The organism is Allobosea sp. P1_A7 (assembly GCF_056406775.1).
The window spans coordinates 1-15,230 of record NZ_JBFTZN010000150.1; the positions used below are offsets into that span (position 1 = coordinate 1).

The window sequence follows — 15,230 nt, forward strand, 5'->3', positions numbered from 1 at the left end:
ACGCATGACCCTGCCGGTGCCCGGGCGCATGGCGATGGTGATCCGCGAGCACCTGTCGATCGTCGATGCCATCCGCAAGGGCCGCGCCACCGAGGCGGTTGCGGCGATGCGCACCCATCTCGGCACGCTCCTTCCCGATCTCGTGCATCTTCAGGCAAAGCATCCGGATTACTTCGTCTGACGCGATCGATCTGTCGCGTGGACGAAACGGAAGAGCCGTCTTGCGCCGGGCCCATCTCCCGCGCCATCTTGCGCCGCGACATGCATGGGAGTGGCTGATGACGACGCGGCGTGACCTTCTTGCCGGAGCAGGCGCAGCCGCGCTGGCGGCCCAGTTGCCTCTCGTTGCTCTGGCGCAGGCCAAGGACAGCGTCATCATTGCGATGACGCTGGAACCGCCGACGCTCGACCCGACCTCGGGCGCGGCGCAGGCGATCCGCGAAGTCACCTTGCAGAACATCTTCGAAGGCCTGGTCAAGATGGACCGGACCGGCAAGATCGTGCCCTGCCTCGCCGAAAGCTGGGAGATCGCACCTGACAATATCACGTACAGCTTCAAGCTGCGGCGGGGCGCGACGTTCCATGACGGCACCCCGTTCAGCTCCGAGCAGGTCAGGTTCTCGTTCGAGCGGGCCGTCGCTCCGGAATCGACCAACGCCCAGCGCCAGCTGTTCACGCCGATCGCCGAGATCGCGACGCCTGATCCGGCGTCCGTGGTCATCAGGCTGAAACAGCCGACGGCGAATTTCCTCTACGGTCTCGCCTGGGGCGATGCGGTGATCGTGGCGCCAGCGAGCGCCGCCAACAACAAGACCAATCCGGTTGGCACCGGCCCGTTCAAGTTCGTGCGCTGGAATCGTGGCGACAGGCTCGAGCTCGAACGCTTCGACGGCTATTGGGGGGAGAAGCCGACACTCGCCAAGGCGACCTTCCGCTTCATCGCCGATCCACAGGCGCAGGTCGCCGCGTTGCGCGCCGGGGATGTCCACGCGCAAACCAATCTGGCGGCCCCTGAAGCCGTGCCGCAGCTCAAGGCTGATCCCAAGCTCAAGGTCAGCTTCGGCAAGACGGAGGGCGAGGTCATCCTCGCCATCAACAATGCCAAAGCGCCGTTCAACGATCTGCGCGTGCGTCAGGCGATCGCTCATGTGCTCGACCGCAAGACGATCGCGCTCGGGGTCTACGGTTTCGATGTCGACCTGATCGGCAGTCATTTCTCGCCGCTGCATCCGGCCTATATCGATCTGACCGGCACCTATCCGGTCGATATCCCCAAGGCCAAGGCGCTGCTTGCCGCGGCCGGCTTCCCGAACGGCTTCTCCTGCACGCTGAAACTGCCACCGCCGACCTATGCCCGGCGTTCGGGCGAGATCATCGCGGCATTGCTGGCGCAGATCGGCATCAACGCCTCGATCGAGCCGCTCGAATTTCCGCAATGGCTGGAGCGCGTCTTCCGCGGCAAGGATTTCGACCTGAGCGTGATCGCCCATACCGAACCGCTCGACATCAATATCTATGCCCGCGACGACTACTACTTCCAGTACAAGAACCCCGAGTTCAAGGCACTGATGGCGAAGATCGACGTCACCCTCGACGAGGGCCAGCGCAATGAGATGTACAGGCAAGCCCAGCGCATCCTGGCGCGCGATGCGGTCAACGGCTTCCTCTTCATCCTGCCGAAGATCACGGTGACGGCGGCCGGGCTGGACGGGATGTGGACGGATTGGCCGCTCCCGATCACGCCGCTCGCCGAGGTGCGCTGGCGCTAGGTCGTGCTGTCGTTCCTGGCGCGCCGGTGCGTGGCGCTTGTCGCCACTCTGCTTGGTGCGGCGCTGGTGATCTTCATCGCGCTCGAGGTGCTGCCGGGCGATCCGGCTGCCGTGACGCTTGGGCTCAATGCGGCTCCCGAGGCGCTGGCGGCCCTGCGCCTGGAGATGGGGCTCGACAAGCCGGCGCCGGTCCGTTTTCTCGCCTGGATCTCGGGTCTTCTGACCGGCGATCTCGGCCTGAGCTACACCTATCGTGTGCCGGTGGCCCAGCTGATCGGCGAGCGGATGGCCGTGACCCTGCCATTGGCGCTGGCGGCGATCATGCTAGCTACATCGATCGGCGTTCCACTTGGCTTGCTCGCCGCAGCCAATCATAATCGGCCGACCGATGCGGCCGTGATGGTCTTCGCGCAGCTCGGGCTGGCTGTTCCGAATTTCTGGTTCGGCCTCTTGCTCGTGCTGCTTTTCGCGATCGGGCTCGGCTGGTTTCCGGCCGGCGGTTTCCCGGGCTGGCAGGCCGGGCCGGCTGCTGCCGTGAAGGCGCTGCTGCTGCCGGCCTTCGCGCTCGCCCTGCCGCAGGCGGCGATCCTGGCCAGGGTGACGCGCTCCTCGATGCTCGACACGCTGCAGGAGGATTTCGTCCGTACCGCTCGCGCCAAGGGACTGGCAGAACCGGTCACGGTGGTCAGGCATGCACTGCGCAACGCCTTGATTCCGGTCGTTACCATCATGGGGCTGCAATTCTCGGTGCTGATCGCCGGCGCGATCATCATCGAGAATGTCTTTGCGCTGCCGGGGCTCGGGCGCCTCGTCTTCCAGTCGATCACCCAGCATGACCTGATCGTCGTGAAGGATCTGGTGATGCTGTTTGCCGGCCTCGCCATCCTGGTGAATTTTGCGGTCGAGCTCGTCTATGGGCTCATCGACCCGCGCCTGAGGGAGGCGTCGTGACACCGGCCGGTGCGTCGGCCCCGGTCTCGGCGAAACGCTGGTGGACGGGCCCCTCCTTCCTGATCGGTTTCGCGCTGACCGGGATCATCGTTGCGGGGGCGCTGCTGTCCTATGTCTGGACGCCCTATCCGCCGACGCAGATGATGATCCTGAATCGCCTGAAGCCCCCTTCGGCGACGAACTGGTTCGGGACCGACCAATTCGGTCGCGACGTCTTCTCGATGATCATGGTGGGCGCCCGCAACTCGCTGGCGGTCGGGCTCGGCGCGGTCGGGTTCGGTCTGGTGCTCGGCACAACGCTCGGTCTGCTGGCCGCGATCCGGCGCGACGGCTTCCTCGACAACCTGATCATGCGCACGGCCGACTTCACCCATGCCTTCCCGGCGGTGCTGACGGCGATCATGATCACGGCGATCGCCGGGCCGGGCATGCTCAACGCCATCGTCGCGATCGGCATCCTGAACCTGCCTTATTTCGCGCGCCTGGCGCGTGGGGTGGCGATTCAGGTCTGGACGCGGGATTATATCCAGGCGGCGCGGGCGGCCGGGCTCGACAATGTGCAGATCAGCGTCCGCCATGTCCTGCCGAATGTTGCTGGCGTCATCGTCGTACAGGCGACGATCCAGTTCGCACTGGCGATCCTGGCGGAGGCGGGGCTGTCCTATCTCGGGCTCGGCACGCAGCCGCCGAATCCGTCCTGGGGACGCATGCTGAACGAGGCGCAGACCTTCATGGCGGTGCAGCCATGGCTCGCTATCTTTCCCGGCGCGGCGATTGCCATCGCGGTGCTCGGCTTCAATCTGCTCGGCGACGGCCTGCGCGATGCCATCGACCCGCGCCTGCGCCGAAGCCGCTGAGTGACGATGAGGATGAGACGATGACCGATCTTGCCGATCTGAGCGCGACGGAGCTTCTCGCCGGCTATGCCGCACGGACATTCTCGCCGGTCGAGGCGACCGAGGCGGTGATCGCACGGATTACCGCATGGGAGCCGCAGCTCAAGGCGCTCTATGCCTATGATCCCGCCGCGGCGCGGGCGATGGCGAAGGCCTCCGAGATGCGCTGGCTGAAGGGGGAGGCGCTGGCTCTCGACGGGGTGCCCGGCACGATCAAGGAGAACATCGCGACCAAGGGCGTGCCGGTGCCGCTCGGCACGGCCGCGCGCGATCTCGAGCCGGCATCGGCGGACGCACCGCCGGCGGCGCGGTTGAGGGAGGCCGGCTGCGTCATCCTCGCCAAGWCGACGATGCCGGATTACGGCATGCTCTCCTCGGGTTTGTCGAGCTTTCACGAACTCGCCTGCAACCCCTGGGACCTGACCAAGAATCCTGGCGGCTCCTCGGCTGGGGCGGGTGCGGCGGGAGCTGCGGGCTATGGGCCGCTTCATGTCGGCACCGATATCGGTGGCTCGATCCGCCTGCCGGCCGGCTGGTGCGGCTTGGTCGGCCTCAAGCCGAGCTTTGGCCGCGTGCCGATCGACCCGACCTATTACGGCCGCGTCGCCGGGCCGATGACCCGCTCGGTCGCGGATGCGGCGCTGATGATGCGGGAGCTGTCCCGGCCGGACAGGCGCGATGGCATGAGCCTGCCGCCACAGGAGATCGACTGGCTGGCGCTGGAGTTTGACGTCAAGGGCTTGCGGCTGGGGCTCCAGGTCGATGCCGGAGTCGGGCTTGCCGTCGAGCCGCATACCCGGGCTGCGATCGAGGCGGCGGCCAGGGCCTTTGTGGCGGCTGGCGCGATTGTCGAGCCGGTTGCGCCCTTCCTGACCCGCGAAATGCTGGACGGGCTTGATGATTTCTGGCGGCAGCGCGCCTGGGTCGACATTGGCGGCCTGTCGGATGCCAGGCAGGGACGGGTTCTGCCCTATATCTACGCCTGGGCCGAGGGCGGCCGGAATCTGAGTGGCGAAAGAGTCTATCGCGGGATGAGCCAGATGCTGGCGATGCGCGATGCGGCGCTGAAAGCCTGTGCACCGTTCGATTTCGTGCTGTCGCCGGTTTCCCCTGTGCCGGCCTATGCGGCTGAGCTGGCCTCGCCCATCCACGACCCTGAGCGGCCCTTCGAGCACATCGCGTTCACGGTCTCAGCGAACATGTCGGATCAGCCGGCGGTCTCGGTCCATGCCGGGCTTACTCCCGAGGGGTTGCCGATCGGCTTGCAGATCACCGGGCGGCGGTTCGACGATCTCGGCGTGTTGAGAATGGCGCGGGCCTGGGAAATTCTACGCGGCAGCGAGGTGCCATGGCCTGCGCCGCCACAGACCGTGTGAGGGTTCAGAACAGCGCGGTCGGCGCGAACTGCGCCACCAGCATCAGGGCGAAACTGATCACGCCAAGGCCGGCGCCGGTGAGGGCCAGCATCGTCACGCCGGTGATGATCGCGGCCGAGGAAATCACGATCGCGATTTGAAGCAGGCCTGAGACGATGTCGTATTTGTCGTCGCGGGCCGCTGCGACGTCACGCACGGCCTCGGCCGTCTTGGCGCGCGCGACCAGTTCCTTGCGGCCTTCATTGGTCTCGGGCTCCGAATCATAGCGCGCAATGGTCTGCTTCCAGCCGTCGATGCGCTTCTGCATGCGCTCGCGGGTGGCGGGGTCCGTCGCGGCTGCGAGATCGATCTCCATCGCGTCCGCGGCCGTGCGCAGTGTGGTGCCGCGGATCGTCTTGGCCTGGAAGAATGACCAGAGGTTCGAAGCCTCGATGTTCTTGGCGATCGATTCCTGCTCGGCGTTCTTGCCGCCGATTTCTGAGAAGGCCAGCATCAGGGCGAGCATCGCGATGAGCAGGGCGATGCGCTTGTTGCTGCCGCTGGTGGCGGTTTCGGTGACGTCGGCTGCTGGCGAAGACATACGATTCTGGTTCCCCCCGGAGACGGCGGGCAATGGCCGGGTTCCGCGGCGGAATCAAGGGGGCTCGCTCGCCTTGGGCTCTTATCGTTGGGCGCGGGGATGGGCCGCATCATAAGCCGCCATCAAACGGGCCGAATCGATGCGGGTATAGATCTGCGTCGTCGAGAGGGACGCGTGCCCGAGTAGCTCCTGGATGGCCCTTAAATCGCCGCCACGCCCGAGCAGATGGGTCGCGAAGGAATGGCGCAGGCTATGCGGGGTCGCAGACGAGGGCAGGCCGAGCGCGCCGCGCAGGCCCTCGACCGCGAGCTGGATGATGCGGGGCGAGAGCGGTCCACCCTTGGCGCCGAGGAAGAGCGGGCCCTCCGGCGGCAATCGCCAGGGGCAGAGCGAGAGATACTCCTCGATCGCGGTGACCACGACCGGCAGAACAGGCACCATGCGGGTCTTCTGGCCCTTGCCGATCACGGTCAGCGTATCCGATGCGCTCCTTGGTGCCTGCGCGCGCGACAACCCAAGCGCCTCGGAGATGCGCAGGCCGCAGCCATAGAGCAGGGCGAGCACGGCTGCGTCTCGTGCCAGGATCCAGGTTTCGCGGTCCTCGCCGGCGCGGATATCGGCCTGCATCACGGCCCTTGCGGCCTTGGCATCAAGCGGGCGCGGCAGCGATTTTCCAATGCGCGGCCCGCGCGTCGCGGCAAAGGCCGAGGCCGTGAGCTTGCCGGTGCGTTCTCCGAAGCGGGCAAAGGAGCGCAGCGAGGCAAGCTGGCGCATCAGTGTGCGGTTGCCGACACCGTCACGCCGACGCTGGCCGAGAAAGGCGCGCAAGTCGAGCGGCTTCAGCGCTGCCAGATCCTCGAGGGTCGGCTTGCCGCCGAAATGGCCGTCGAGAAAGGTAGAGAACTGCGCAAGGTCGCGGCCATAGGCCTCGAGCGTCTTGGGTGAAAGACGGCGCTCGCTGGCGAGATGGACGAGCCAGTTTTGGCGCAGGGTCTCGAAATCGGTCATCGGCGTCCCCTGTGGTCTGAGCCGAGCATGACGCCCCTGCCTTAACAGGGACCGAATCGATGCTAGACACGGGCGCATGAGCGAGGTTGAGACAGGCATCGAAACAGGCGGCACGGTCGACGTACTGATCCCGCTCGCGCTCGATCAGGCCTATAGTTATGCGGTTCCAGACGGGCTCGCGCTCAAACCCGGCGATATCGTGCAGGTGCCGCTGGGCCCGCGCGAGACTGTGGGCGTCGTCTGGAGCCTGGGCTCGGGGCGTGGTGGCAACCTGAAGCGCGTCAGCGCCAAAGTGGACATGCCGCCGCTCGATCCGGCCCTGATGAAGCTGGTCGACTGGGTCGCTTGGTACACGCTTGCGGCCAAAGGTTCGGTGCTGGCGCTTGCGCTGCGGCGCCCGCCCGATGATACGCCGGAACGACCGAAGATGGGCGTCCGACTCGTCGGGCTGCCGCCCCAGCGCATGACGCCGGCCCGGGCGCGAGCCATCGCGGCGGCGGAGGGCGGCCTGCTGATCGCGAAATCGGCGCTGGCCGAGACGGCCTCGGTGAGTGGGGCGGTGATCGATTCGCTCGTCGATGCGGGGACCTTTGCCATCGAGGCGCTGCCGCGCGGTGAGGTCGTCGACATTCCCGACCCGGATCACGCGCGACCGGCCCTGTCGGCGGGGCAGGCCGAGGCGGCGACGGCACTGGTTGCGTCCGTCAAGGCGGCGGCCTCCGGCGTGACCCTGCTCGAGGGCGTCACGGGATCGGGCAAGACGGAGGTCTATTTCGAAGCTGTGGCGGAGGCGATCCGGCTCGGTCGCCAGAGCCTGATCCTGATGCCGGAAATCGCGCTGACGGCGCAGTTCATCGACCGCTTCGAGGCCCGGTTCGGCGTGCGGCCCGGGCTTTGGCACTCGGCAGTCTCGGGGCGGCGGCGGGAGCGGCTGCAGGCGGCGATCGCAAGCGGCGAGGCGAGAGTGGTGGCCGGCGCGCGCTCGGCGCTGTTCCTGCCTTACCGCGATCTCGGACTGATCGTCGTCGATGAAGAGCACGAGGCCGCCTACAAGCAGGAGGACGGCGTCAGCTATCACGCCCGCGACATGGCGGTGGTGCGCGGCATGATCGAGAAGGCGCCGGTCATCCTCACCTCTGCGACGCCATCGCTGGAAACGCGCGTCAATGCCGAGCGCGGGCGCTATGCCTATCTGAAACTGCCGGAACGTTTTGGCGGGCGGGAACTGCCGACGCTCGATCTCGTCGATCTCAAGCGCGACAAGCCTGAACGCGGGCGCTGGATTTCGGGCGCGCTCGTCAAGGCCATCACGACCAATCTGGAGGCGAAGGAGCAGTCGCTGCTGTTCCTCAACCGCCGCGGCTACGCACCGCTGACGCTCTGCCGTGATTGCGGTCACCGGTTCCAGTGCCCGAACTGCTCGACCTGGCTGGTCGATCATCGCTTTCGGCGGGCGCTGGTCTGCCATCATTGCGGCCATGTCGAACGCCGGCCGCACGAGTGCCCGGCCTGTCATGCGCCGGAAAGCCTCGCGGCCTGCGGACCCGGTGTCGAACGGCTTGCGGAAGAGGTCGCGACGCTGTTCCCCGATGCGCGTTCGATCGTGCTCTCCAGCGATTTCCCCGGTGGTACCGAACGGCTGAAGCAGGAACTGATGGCAGTGGCGGAGGGGGAGTTCGATATCGTCATCGGTACCCAGCTCGTCGCCAAGGGGCATAATTTTCCGGGGATGACACTGGTCGGCGTCGTCGATGCCGATCTCGGCCTGACCTCGGGCGATCCCCGCGCGGCCGAGCGAACCTTCCAGGTCCTGCGTCAGGTGACGGGGAGGGCAGGCCGGGGCGAGAAGCCGGGCCGAGCTCTGCTCCAGACCCATGATCCCAGCCATCCCGTGCTCAAGGCGCTGGTCTCGGGCGACCCGGAGCGGTTTTATGCCGCAGAGGCGGCGTCTCGTGAGGCTGCCGGCCTGCCGCCCTTTGGGCGTCTGGCCGGACTGATCGTCTCCGCCAACAGCCAGGCGGAGGCCGAAAATCATGCCCGTGCACTGGCGCGCTGCGCGGCGCCGCCGGACGGAGTCGTCGTTCTGGGGCCCGCAGAAGCCCCTCTTGCCGTGCTACGGGGGCGGCATCGCATGCGTTTGATCGTGAAAACGGCACGTGAGGTCAATCTGCAGGATTACCTGCGTGCCTGGCTGAAGAGCGCTCCGCGAGCGAAGGGTTCCGTCCGGGTTCAGGTCGATGTCGACCCGCAAAGCTTCCTGTGAGTGCAGGGCCCGGCTGCGGAAAACGGCCCTGTTGATCGCGATCTACGGATTGCGCCCCCCAAAGCCTCATGTTAGTGCACCGCCACATTTCGGACGCAAGGTGCGCACTCGCGCGGCTTTCGTCTGTCTGAAACATCGCAGCGCCAGGACGATGCACTCCACCTTCATCAAGAAGGTCGCCGGTGCAGTCCATTGAACGAGAGATGTGAGCGTGGCTGAAGGCGGATCGCAGGATCAGACATTGGTGTCGGGCGTAGCCGGGCGCTATGCCACGGCGCTATTCGAACTGGCTTCGGAGGCCAGTGCGATCGACGCCGTTTCGGCCGATCTCGACGCATTCAGCGCGATGATCGCCGAGAGCGACGATCTGAAGCGGCTGATCAGCAGCCCGGTCTTCACGGCCGAGGAGCAGGTCTCTGCAATCACCGCCCTGCTGGCCAAGGCGGGCATCGGCGGTATCGCCGGCAATTTCATCGGTTTCGTCGCCAGCAAGCGCCGCCTGTTCGCGCTGTCGGGCATGATCCGCGGTTATCGTGCGCTCGTCGCCGAAGCCAAGGGCATCGTCAGTGCCGAAGTCACGGTCGCCGAGGAGCCGTCGGCCAAGCGCCTCGACGAGATCCGCGCGACGCTCAAGGATGTGGCGGGCAAGGATGTTGCCGTCGCTATCAAGGTCGATCCGGCCATCATTGGCGGTCTCGTCGTCAAGATGGGTTCGCGGATGGTCGACGCCTCGCTGAAAACCAAACTCAATTCAATTCGTCTTGCCATGAAAGAGGTCGGCTGATGGAAATCCGCCCCGCTGAAATCTCCGCGATCCTGAAGGCTCAGATCAGCAATTTCGGGTCGGAAGCCTCCGTCACCGAAGYCGGTCAGGTTCTCTCCGTCGGCGAYGGCATCGCCCGCGTCTACGGCCTCGACAAGGTCCAGGCCGGTGAGATGGTCGAGTTCGAGAGTGGCGTGCGCGGCATGGCGCTCAACCTCGAGAGCGACAATGTCGGCGTCGTCATCTTCGGCTCCGACCGAGAGATCAAGGAAGGCCAGACCGTCAAGCGCACCGGCGCGATCGTTGACGTGCCGGTCGGCAAGGAGCTGCTCGGCCGCGTCGTCGACGCGCTCGGCAACCCGATCGACGGCAAGGGCCCGATCAAGGCAAAGATCCGTTCGCGCGTCGACGTGAAGGCGCCCGGCATCATTCCGCGCAAGTCCGTGCATGAGCCGATGGCGACTGGCCTCAAGGCGATCGACGCCCTGATCCCGATCGGCCGTGGCCAGCGCGAGCTGATCATCGGCGACCGCCAGACCGGCAAGACCGCCGTGGCGCTCGACACGATCCTCAACCAGAAGGCCCTGAACGAAGGCACGGACGAGAGCCAGAAGCTCTACTGCGTCTATGTCGCCATCGGTCAGAAGCGTTCCACCGTCGCGCAGTTCGTGAAGGTGCTCGAGGAGCGCGGTGCGCTCGAATACTCGATCGTCGTGGCGGCCACCGCCTCCGATCCGGCCCCGATGCAGTTCCTGGCTCCGTTCGCCGGCTGCGCCATGGGCGAGTATTTCCGCGACAACGGCATGCATGCCGTCATCATCTATGACGACCTGTCGAAGCAGGCCGTCGCCTACCGCCAGATGTCGCTCCTGCTGCGCCGCCCGCCGGGCCGCGAAGCCTATCCGGGCGACGTGTTCTATCTCCACTCCCGCCTGCTCGAGCGCGCCGCCAAGATGGGCGACGAGGCCGGCAAGGGCTCGCTGACGGCGCTGCCGGTCATCGAAACCCAGGCCAACGACGTGTCGGCCTACATCCCGACCAACGTGATCTCAATCACCGACGGCCAGATCTTCCTCGAGACCGACCTGTTCTACCAGGGCATCCGCCCGGCCGTGAACGTCGGCCTCTCGGTGTCGCGCGTCGGTTCGGCCGCGCAGACCAAGGCCACCAAGAAGGTTGCCGGCAAGATCAAGGGCGAGCTCGCGCAGTATCGCGAGATGGCTGCCTTCGCGCAGTTCGGTTCGGATCTCGACGCGGTCACGCAGCGCCTGCTCAACCGCGGCGCCCGCCTGACCGAGCTCCTGAAGCAGGGGCAGTTCTCGCCGCTGAAGATGGAAGAGCAGACGGTCGTGATCTATGCCGGCGTGAACGGCTATCTCGACCCGCTGCCGGTCAACAAGGTTCGCGCTTTCGAGGACGGCCTGCTCGCGCTGGTGCGCGGCAAGCATATCGCCCTGCTCAACGAAATCCGCGACACCAAGGATCTTTCGGACGCGAATGCCGCGAAGCTGAAAGAGATCGTCGCTGATTACGCCAAGTCGTTCGCTTGAGGTCGACCGGGGTTTCATCACCCCGGCAATATGAGGATCGTCGATGCCTTCATTGAAGGATCTGCGAAATCGTATCGCCTCAGTGAAGGCGACGCAGAAGATCACCAAGGCCATGCAGATGGTCGCGGCTGCCAAGCTGCGCCGCGCCCAGAGCGCGGCGGAAGCGGCGCGTCCCTATGCCGAGCGCATGGAGACGGTGCTTGCCAGTCTGGCTGCCGGTGTCGCCGGTGACGGCGCTCCAAGGCTGATTGGCGGCACGGGCTCGGACAAGGTCCATCTGCTCGTCGTCTGCACGGCCSAGCGCGGCCTGTGCGGCGCCTTCAACTCCTCGATCGCGCGTCTGGCGCGTGACAAGGCGCAGGCGCTGAAGGCCGAAGGCAAGACGATCAAGATCATCTGCGTCGGCAAGAAGGGCTATGACATCCTGCGCCGGCAGTTCGAGCAGGATATCATCGAGCTGGTCGACCTGCGCAGCTTCAAGCAAGTCGGCTTCGTCAATGCGGAGGCGATCGCGCAGAACGTCCTGGCACGCTTCGACGCCGGCGAATTCGATGTCGCGACGCTGTTCTTCTCGAAGTTCAGGTCGGTGATTTCGCAGATTCCGACGGCCCAGCGCATCATTCCGGCCGAGATTCCGGCGGGGACCAAAACGACCGACGCCGTCTATGAGTACGAGCCCGACGAGGGCGAAATTCTCGACGTTCTGCTGCCACGCAACCTGACTGTCCAGGTACTGCGGGCGCTTCTCGAGAATGCCGCCTCCGAGCAGGGCGCGCGCATGTCGGCGATGGATTCCGCCACGCGTAACGCCGGTGAGATGATCAAGAAGCAGACGCAGCTCTACAACCGCTCGCGTCAGGCAATGATCACCAAGGAACTCATCGAAATCATCTCCGGAGCGGAAGCGCTCTAACGCCTGAAGGGCCTGCGCGGCGCCTAAGCCCGCAGGCTTGTCCGTAAAGCTGAACGCTCATCGAGGTTCGACCATGGCCAAAGCCGCAACCAAGACCACCAAGACCAAGACCGAGAAGTCCGCCAATACCGGTACGGGCCGCGTCGCTCAGGTCATCGGCGCCGTCGTCGACGTGCAGTTCGATGGCGAGCTGCCGGCGATCCTGAACGCGCTCGAGACCACGAACCTGGGCAACCGCCTGGTTCTCGAGGTTGCACAGCACCTCGGCGAGAACACCGTGCGCTGCATCGCGATGGATTCGAGCGAAGGTCTGGTCCGTGGCCAGGAAGTCAGCGACACCGGCGCGCCGATCGCGGTTCCGGTCGGTGACGAGTGCCTCGGCCGCATCATGAACGTCATCGGTGAGCCGGTCGACGAGGCTGGCCCGATCAAGACCTCCACCACTCGCGGCATCCACCAGCCGGCTCCGAGCTATGCCGAGCAGGCCACGGAAGCGCAGATCCTGGTCACCGGCATCAAGGTCGTCGACCTGCTGGCTCCCTACGCGAAGGGCGGCAAGATCGGTCTGTTCGGCGGCGCCGGCGTCGGCAAGACCGTTCTGATCATGGAGCTGATCAACAACGTCGCCAAGGCCCATGGCGGCTACTCGGTGTTCGCCGGCGTCGGCGAGCGCACCCGCGAGGGTAACGACCTCTATCACGAGATGATCGAGTCGGGCGTGAACAAGAAGGGCGGCGGCGAAGGCTCGAAATGCGCCCTCGTCTATGGCCAGATGAACGAGCCCCCGGGCGCCCGCATGCGCGTCGCTCTCTCGGGCCTGACCGTCGCCGAGGATTTCCGCGACCGCGGCCAGGACGTGCTGTTCTTCGTCGACAACATCTTCCGCTTCACGCAGGCCGGCTCGGAAGTGTCCGCGCTGCTCGGCCGTATTCCTTCGGCGGTGGGCTATCAGCCGACGCTGGCGACCGACATGGGCAACCTGCAGGAGCGCATCACCACCACCAACAAGGGCTCGATCACCTCGGTGCAGGCGATCTACGTGCCGGCGGACGATCTGACCGACCCGGCGCCGGCCACCTCCTTCGCCCACTTGGACGCCACGACGGTGCTCTCGCGCTCGATCGCGGAAAAGGGCATCTACCCGGCGGTGGACCCGCTCGACTCGACTTCGCGCATGCTGTCCGCGGCGATCGTCGGTGAAGAGCACTACAACATCGCCCGCCAGGTCCAGCAGATCCTCCAGCGCTACAAGGCGCTGCAGGACATCATCGCGATCCTGGGCATGGACGAGCTCTCGGAAGAGGACAAGATCTCGGTCGCCCGCGCCCGCAAGATCGAGCGCTTCCTGTCGCAGCCCTTCTTCGTCGCCGAAGTCTTCACCGGCTCGCCGGGCAAGCTCGTTGCGCTCGAGGACACCATCAAGGGCTTCAAGGGACTGGTCGAGGGCAAGTACGACCACCTCCCGGAGGCGGCCTTCTACATGGTCGGCTCGATCGACGAAGCAGTCGAGAAGGCCCAGCGCCTGGCTGCCGAAGCGGCGTAATCCGCTGGGGCGAGGCTCCCGGGATGGCGTGGTTGGCGGCGGTATCGTCGAAGCCAATCCCACGGCCCTGACGATCCTGACCGAGAAGGCCGGCTTCATCGAGGACGTCGACAATGACGTGCTCGACGCCGAAATCCTTCGTGTCGAGACTCGCCTGGCGGCTGCGCCGACCGAAGACGAGCAGCGTCGCCTGCAGGAGCTGCTGATCCAGCTTCATGAGTTCAAGGGCGTCTTCCAGCAGCGCAAGGCTGCGTGAGATCGCGTACCTGCCTTCAGGCAGCGAGATGACATAAGGGCCGCGCGAGCGGCCCTTTTTTGTTGCACGTTGCGTCCCGAGATCAGGCCGGTCTGGCGAAATGCCCGAAGGCCTCGGTCACGCGCTCATAGGTCTCGCGCTTGAACGGCGTCACGCGCGCCGGCATCTCGGCCAGCGGCAGCCAGGCCCATTGCGTGAACTCCGGTGGGGCGTCCCCGTTCGGGCGGCCGATGTCGATCGCCGCCTCGCTGCCGGTGAAGCGGAATGCGACCCAGCGCTGTTCCTGTCCCGCGAAGCGATCGAGCCGGTGCGGCGGCCCGTCATAGGGTGGGAAGTCGTAGCGCCACCACTCCGCGGTGACACCCAGAAATGCGGCCTCGCTGATGCCGGTTTCCTCGGCCAGCTCGCGTCGCGCTGCTGCGACGATCTCCTCGGCCGGGTCGATGCCGCCCTGCGGCATCTGCCAGTCATGTCCGGGGTGGACGATCTCCGGGCCGTCGCTCCATGAGCGTCCGGCAAAGACGAGCCCCTGGGCATTGAAGAGCGCAATGCCGACATTGGGCCGATAGGGCTTGTTCACTCGCCCTGCCTTGCTCATTCGCCCATCGCGATCAGGCTGGCATTGCCGCCGGCCGCCGCCGTGTTGACCGTGACCGTCTGCTCCGTCGCGAAACGGGCGAGATAGTGCGGTCCGCCAGCCTTGGGGCCAGTGCCGGACAGGCCGTGACCGCCAAAGGGCTGCACACCGACGACGGCACCGATGATGTTGCGGTTGACGTAGACATTGCCGGTGGAGAGCCGCTCGGCAACCCGCTCGACCGTCGTCTCGATGCGCGAATGCACGCCGAGCGTCAGCCCATACCCGGTGGCCTCGATCTGGTCGATGACCTTGTCGAGTTCCCCGGCCTTCCAGCGCACGACATGCAGGATGGGGCCGAAATGCTCCTGGGTGAGGTCGGAGATGCCGTCGAGCTTGACGATATGCGGTGCGACGAAGGTGCCGCCGAGGGCCGGCGTGCTGCCGGCCCATTCGACCCGGCCCTCGGCGCGCATCGCCGCGACATGATTGTCGAGCCGGCTCTTGGCGGCGGCATCGATCACCGGACCGACATGAACGTCGATGGCGCGCGGATCGCCGAGCTTCAACTCCTTCCCGGCACCGATGATCATCTCGAGGATCTTGTCGGCGACATCCTCCTGCACCACCAGGAGGCGCAGCGCCGAGCAGCGCTGCCCGGCCGAGCGGAAGGCCGACATCACGACGTCGTCGGCGACCTGCTCAGGCAGGGCGGTCGCATCGACGATCATGGCGTTGAGGCCGCCTGTCTCTGCGATCAGCGGAACGATCGGCCCATCCTTGGC

The 15,230-nt window shown here is 66.0% G+C and carries 15 protein-coding genes; 11 read left to right on the forward strand and 4 right to left on the reverse strand.

Annotation, left to right across the window (positions count from 1 at the left end):
* The 5 genes from AC1D34_RS23320 to AC1D34_RS23340 form a co-directional block, all read left to right on the forward strand.
* Positions 1-181 (forward strand): FCD domain-containing protein (locus tag AC1D34_RS23320; RefSeq protein ID WP_476825460.1); only part of this gene is annotated, 181 nt, incomplete at its 5' end.
* Positions 182-278: 97 nt separating this feature from the next.
* Positions 279-1,769, forward strand: a complete 1,491-nt coding sequence (locus AC1D34_RS23325) for an ABC transporter substrate-binding protein (RefSeq protein ID WP_441488031.1) — start codon at positions 279-281, stop codon at positions 1,767-1,769.
* 3 nt (positions 1,770-1,772) lie between these two features.
* Positions 1,773-2,720, forward strand: a complete 948-nt coding sequence (locus tag AC1D34_RS23330) for an ABC transporter permease (RefSeq protein ID WP_441488032.1) — start codon at positions 1,773-1,775, stop codon at positions 2,718-2,720.
* Positions 2,717-3,577, forward strand: coding sequence for an ABC transporter permease (locus tag AC1D34_RS23335; protein WP_441488033.1), 861 nt, complete (start codon positions 2,717-2,719; stop codon positions 3,575-3,577). The genes AC1D34_RS23330 and AC1D34_RS23335 overlap by 4 nt, the downstream gene beginning before the upstream one ends.
* A 20-nt stretch (positions 3,578-3,597) precedes the next feature.
* Positions 3,598-4,992 (forward strand): amidase, encoded by a 1,395-nt coding sequence (locus AC1D34_RS23340; RefSeq protein WP_476825461.1) that lies wholly within the window; start codon positions 3,598-3,600, stop codon positions 4,990-4,992.
* 4 nt (positions 4,993-4,996) lie between these two features.
* Here AC1D34_RS23340 and AC1D34_RS23345 read toward each other — a convergent pair whose 3' ends face one another.
* Complete coding sequence (locus tag AC1D34_RS23345; RefSeq protein ID WP_441488035.1) at positions 4,997-5,572, reverse strand: DUF4337 domain-containing protein; 576 nt, start codon at positions 5,570-5,572, stop codon at positions 4,997-4,999.
* Between the two features lie 81 nt (positions 5,573-5,653).
* Positions 5,654-6,580 (reverse strand): tyrosine recombinase XerC, encoded by a 927-nt coding sequence (locus AC1D34_RS23350; RefSeq protein ID WP_441488036.1) that lies wholly within the window; start codon positions 6,578-6,580, stop codon positions 5,654-5,656.
* A gap of 76 nt (positions 6,581-6,656) precedes the next feature.
* Here AC1D34_RS23350 and AC1D34_RS23355 point away from each other — a divergent pair, with 76 nt between their 5' ends.
* From AC1D34_RS23355 to AC1D34_RS23380, 6 genes are all read left to right on the forward strand, one after another.
* Positions 6,657-8,843, forward strand: a complete 2,187-nt coding sequence (locus AC1D34_RS23355) for a primosomal protein N' (RefSeq protein WP_441488037.1) — start codon at positions 6,657-6,659, stop codon at positions 8,841-8,843.
* 211 nt (positions 8,844-9,054) lie between these two features.
* Positions 9,055-9,627, forward strand: a complete 573-nt coding sequence (locus AC1D34_RS23360; RefSeq protein WP_441488038.1) for a F0F1 ATP synthase subunit delta — start codon at positions 9,055-9,057, stop codon at positions 9,625-9,627.
* Complete coding sequence (gene atpA, locus AC1D34_RS23365) at positions 9,627-11,156, forward strand: F0F1 ATP synthase subunit alpha (protein ID WP_476825462.1); 1,530 nt, start codon at positions 9,627-9,629, stop codon at positions 11,154-11,156. Before AC1D34_RS23360 ends, atpA begins: the two co-directional genes overlap by 1 nt.
* A gap of 43 nt (positions 11,157-11,199) precedes the next feature.
* On the forward strand, positions 11,200-12,069 hold the full coding sequence (locus AC1D34_RS23370) for a F0F1 ATP synthase subunit gamma (protein WP_476825463.1): 870 nt from the start codon (positions 11,200-11,202) through the stop codon (positions 12,067-12,069).
* Between the two features lie 73 nt (positions 12,070-12,142).
* Positions 12,143-13,612 carry a F0F1 ATP synthase subunit beta gene (gene atpD, locus AC1D34_RS23375; RefSeq protein WP_113517308.1) on the forward strand — a complete coding sequence of 490 codons (1,470 nt, stop codon included), beginning with the start codon at positions 12,143-12,145 and terminating at the stop codon, positions 13,610-13,612.
* 28 nt (positions 13,613-13,640) lie between these two features.
* Positions 13,641-13,868: a F0F1 ATP synthase subunit epsilon gene (locus tag AC1D34_RS23380; protein WP_476825464.1), complete on the forward strand. Its 228-nt coding sequence runs from the start codon at positions 13,641-13,643 to the stop codon at positions 13,866-13,868.
* An 82-nt stretch (positions 13,869-13,950) separates the two neighbouring features.
* Here the strand turns inward: AC1D34_RS23380 and AC1D34_RS23385 are convergent, their stop codons facing one another.
* Both AC1D34_RS23385 and AC1D34_RS23390 read right to left on the reverse strand, forming a co-directional pair.
* The gene (locus AC1D34_RS23385) at positions 13,951-14,466 is read right to left on the reverse strand and encodes an RNA pyrophosphohydrolase (RefSeq protein WP_476825465.1); all 516 of its coding nucleotides are present in this window, start codon (positions 14,464-14,466) and stop codon (positions 13,951-13,953) included.
* Positions 14,463-15,230: aldehyde dehydrogenase family protein (locus tag AC1D34_RS23390; RefSeq protein WP_476825466.1), on the reverse strand; the 768-nt coding region annotated here is incomplete at its 5' end. The genes AC1D34_RS23385 and AC1D34_RS23390, both read right to left, overlap by 4 nt.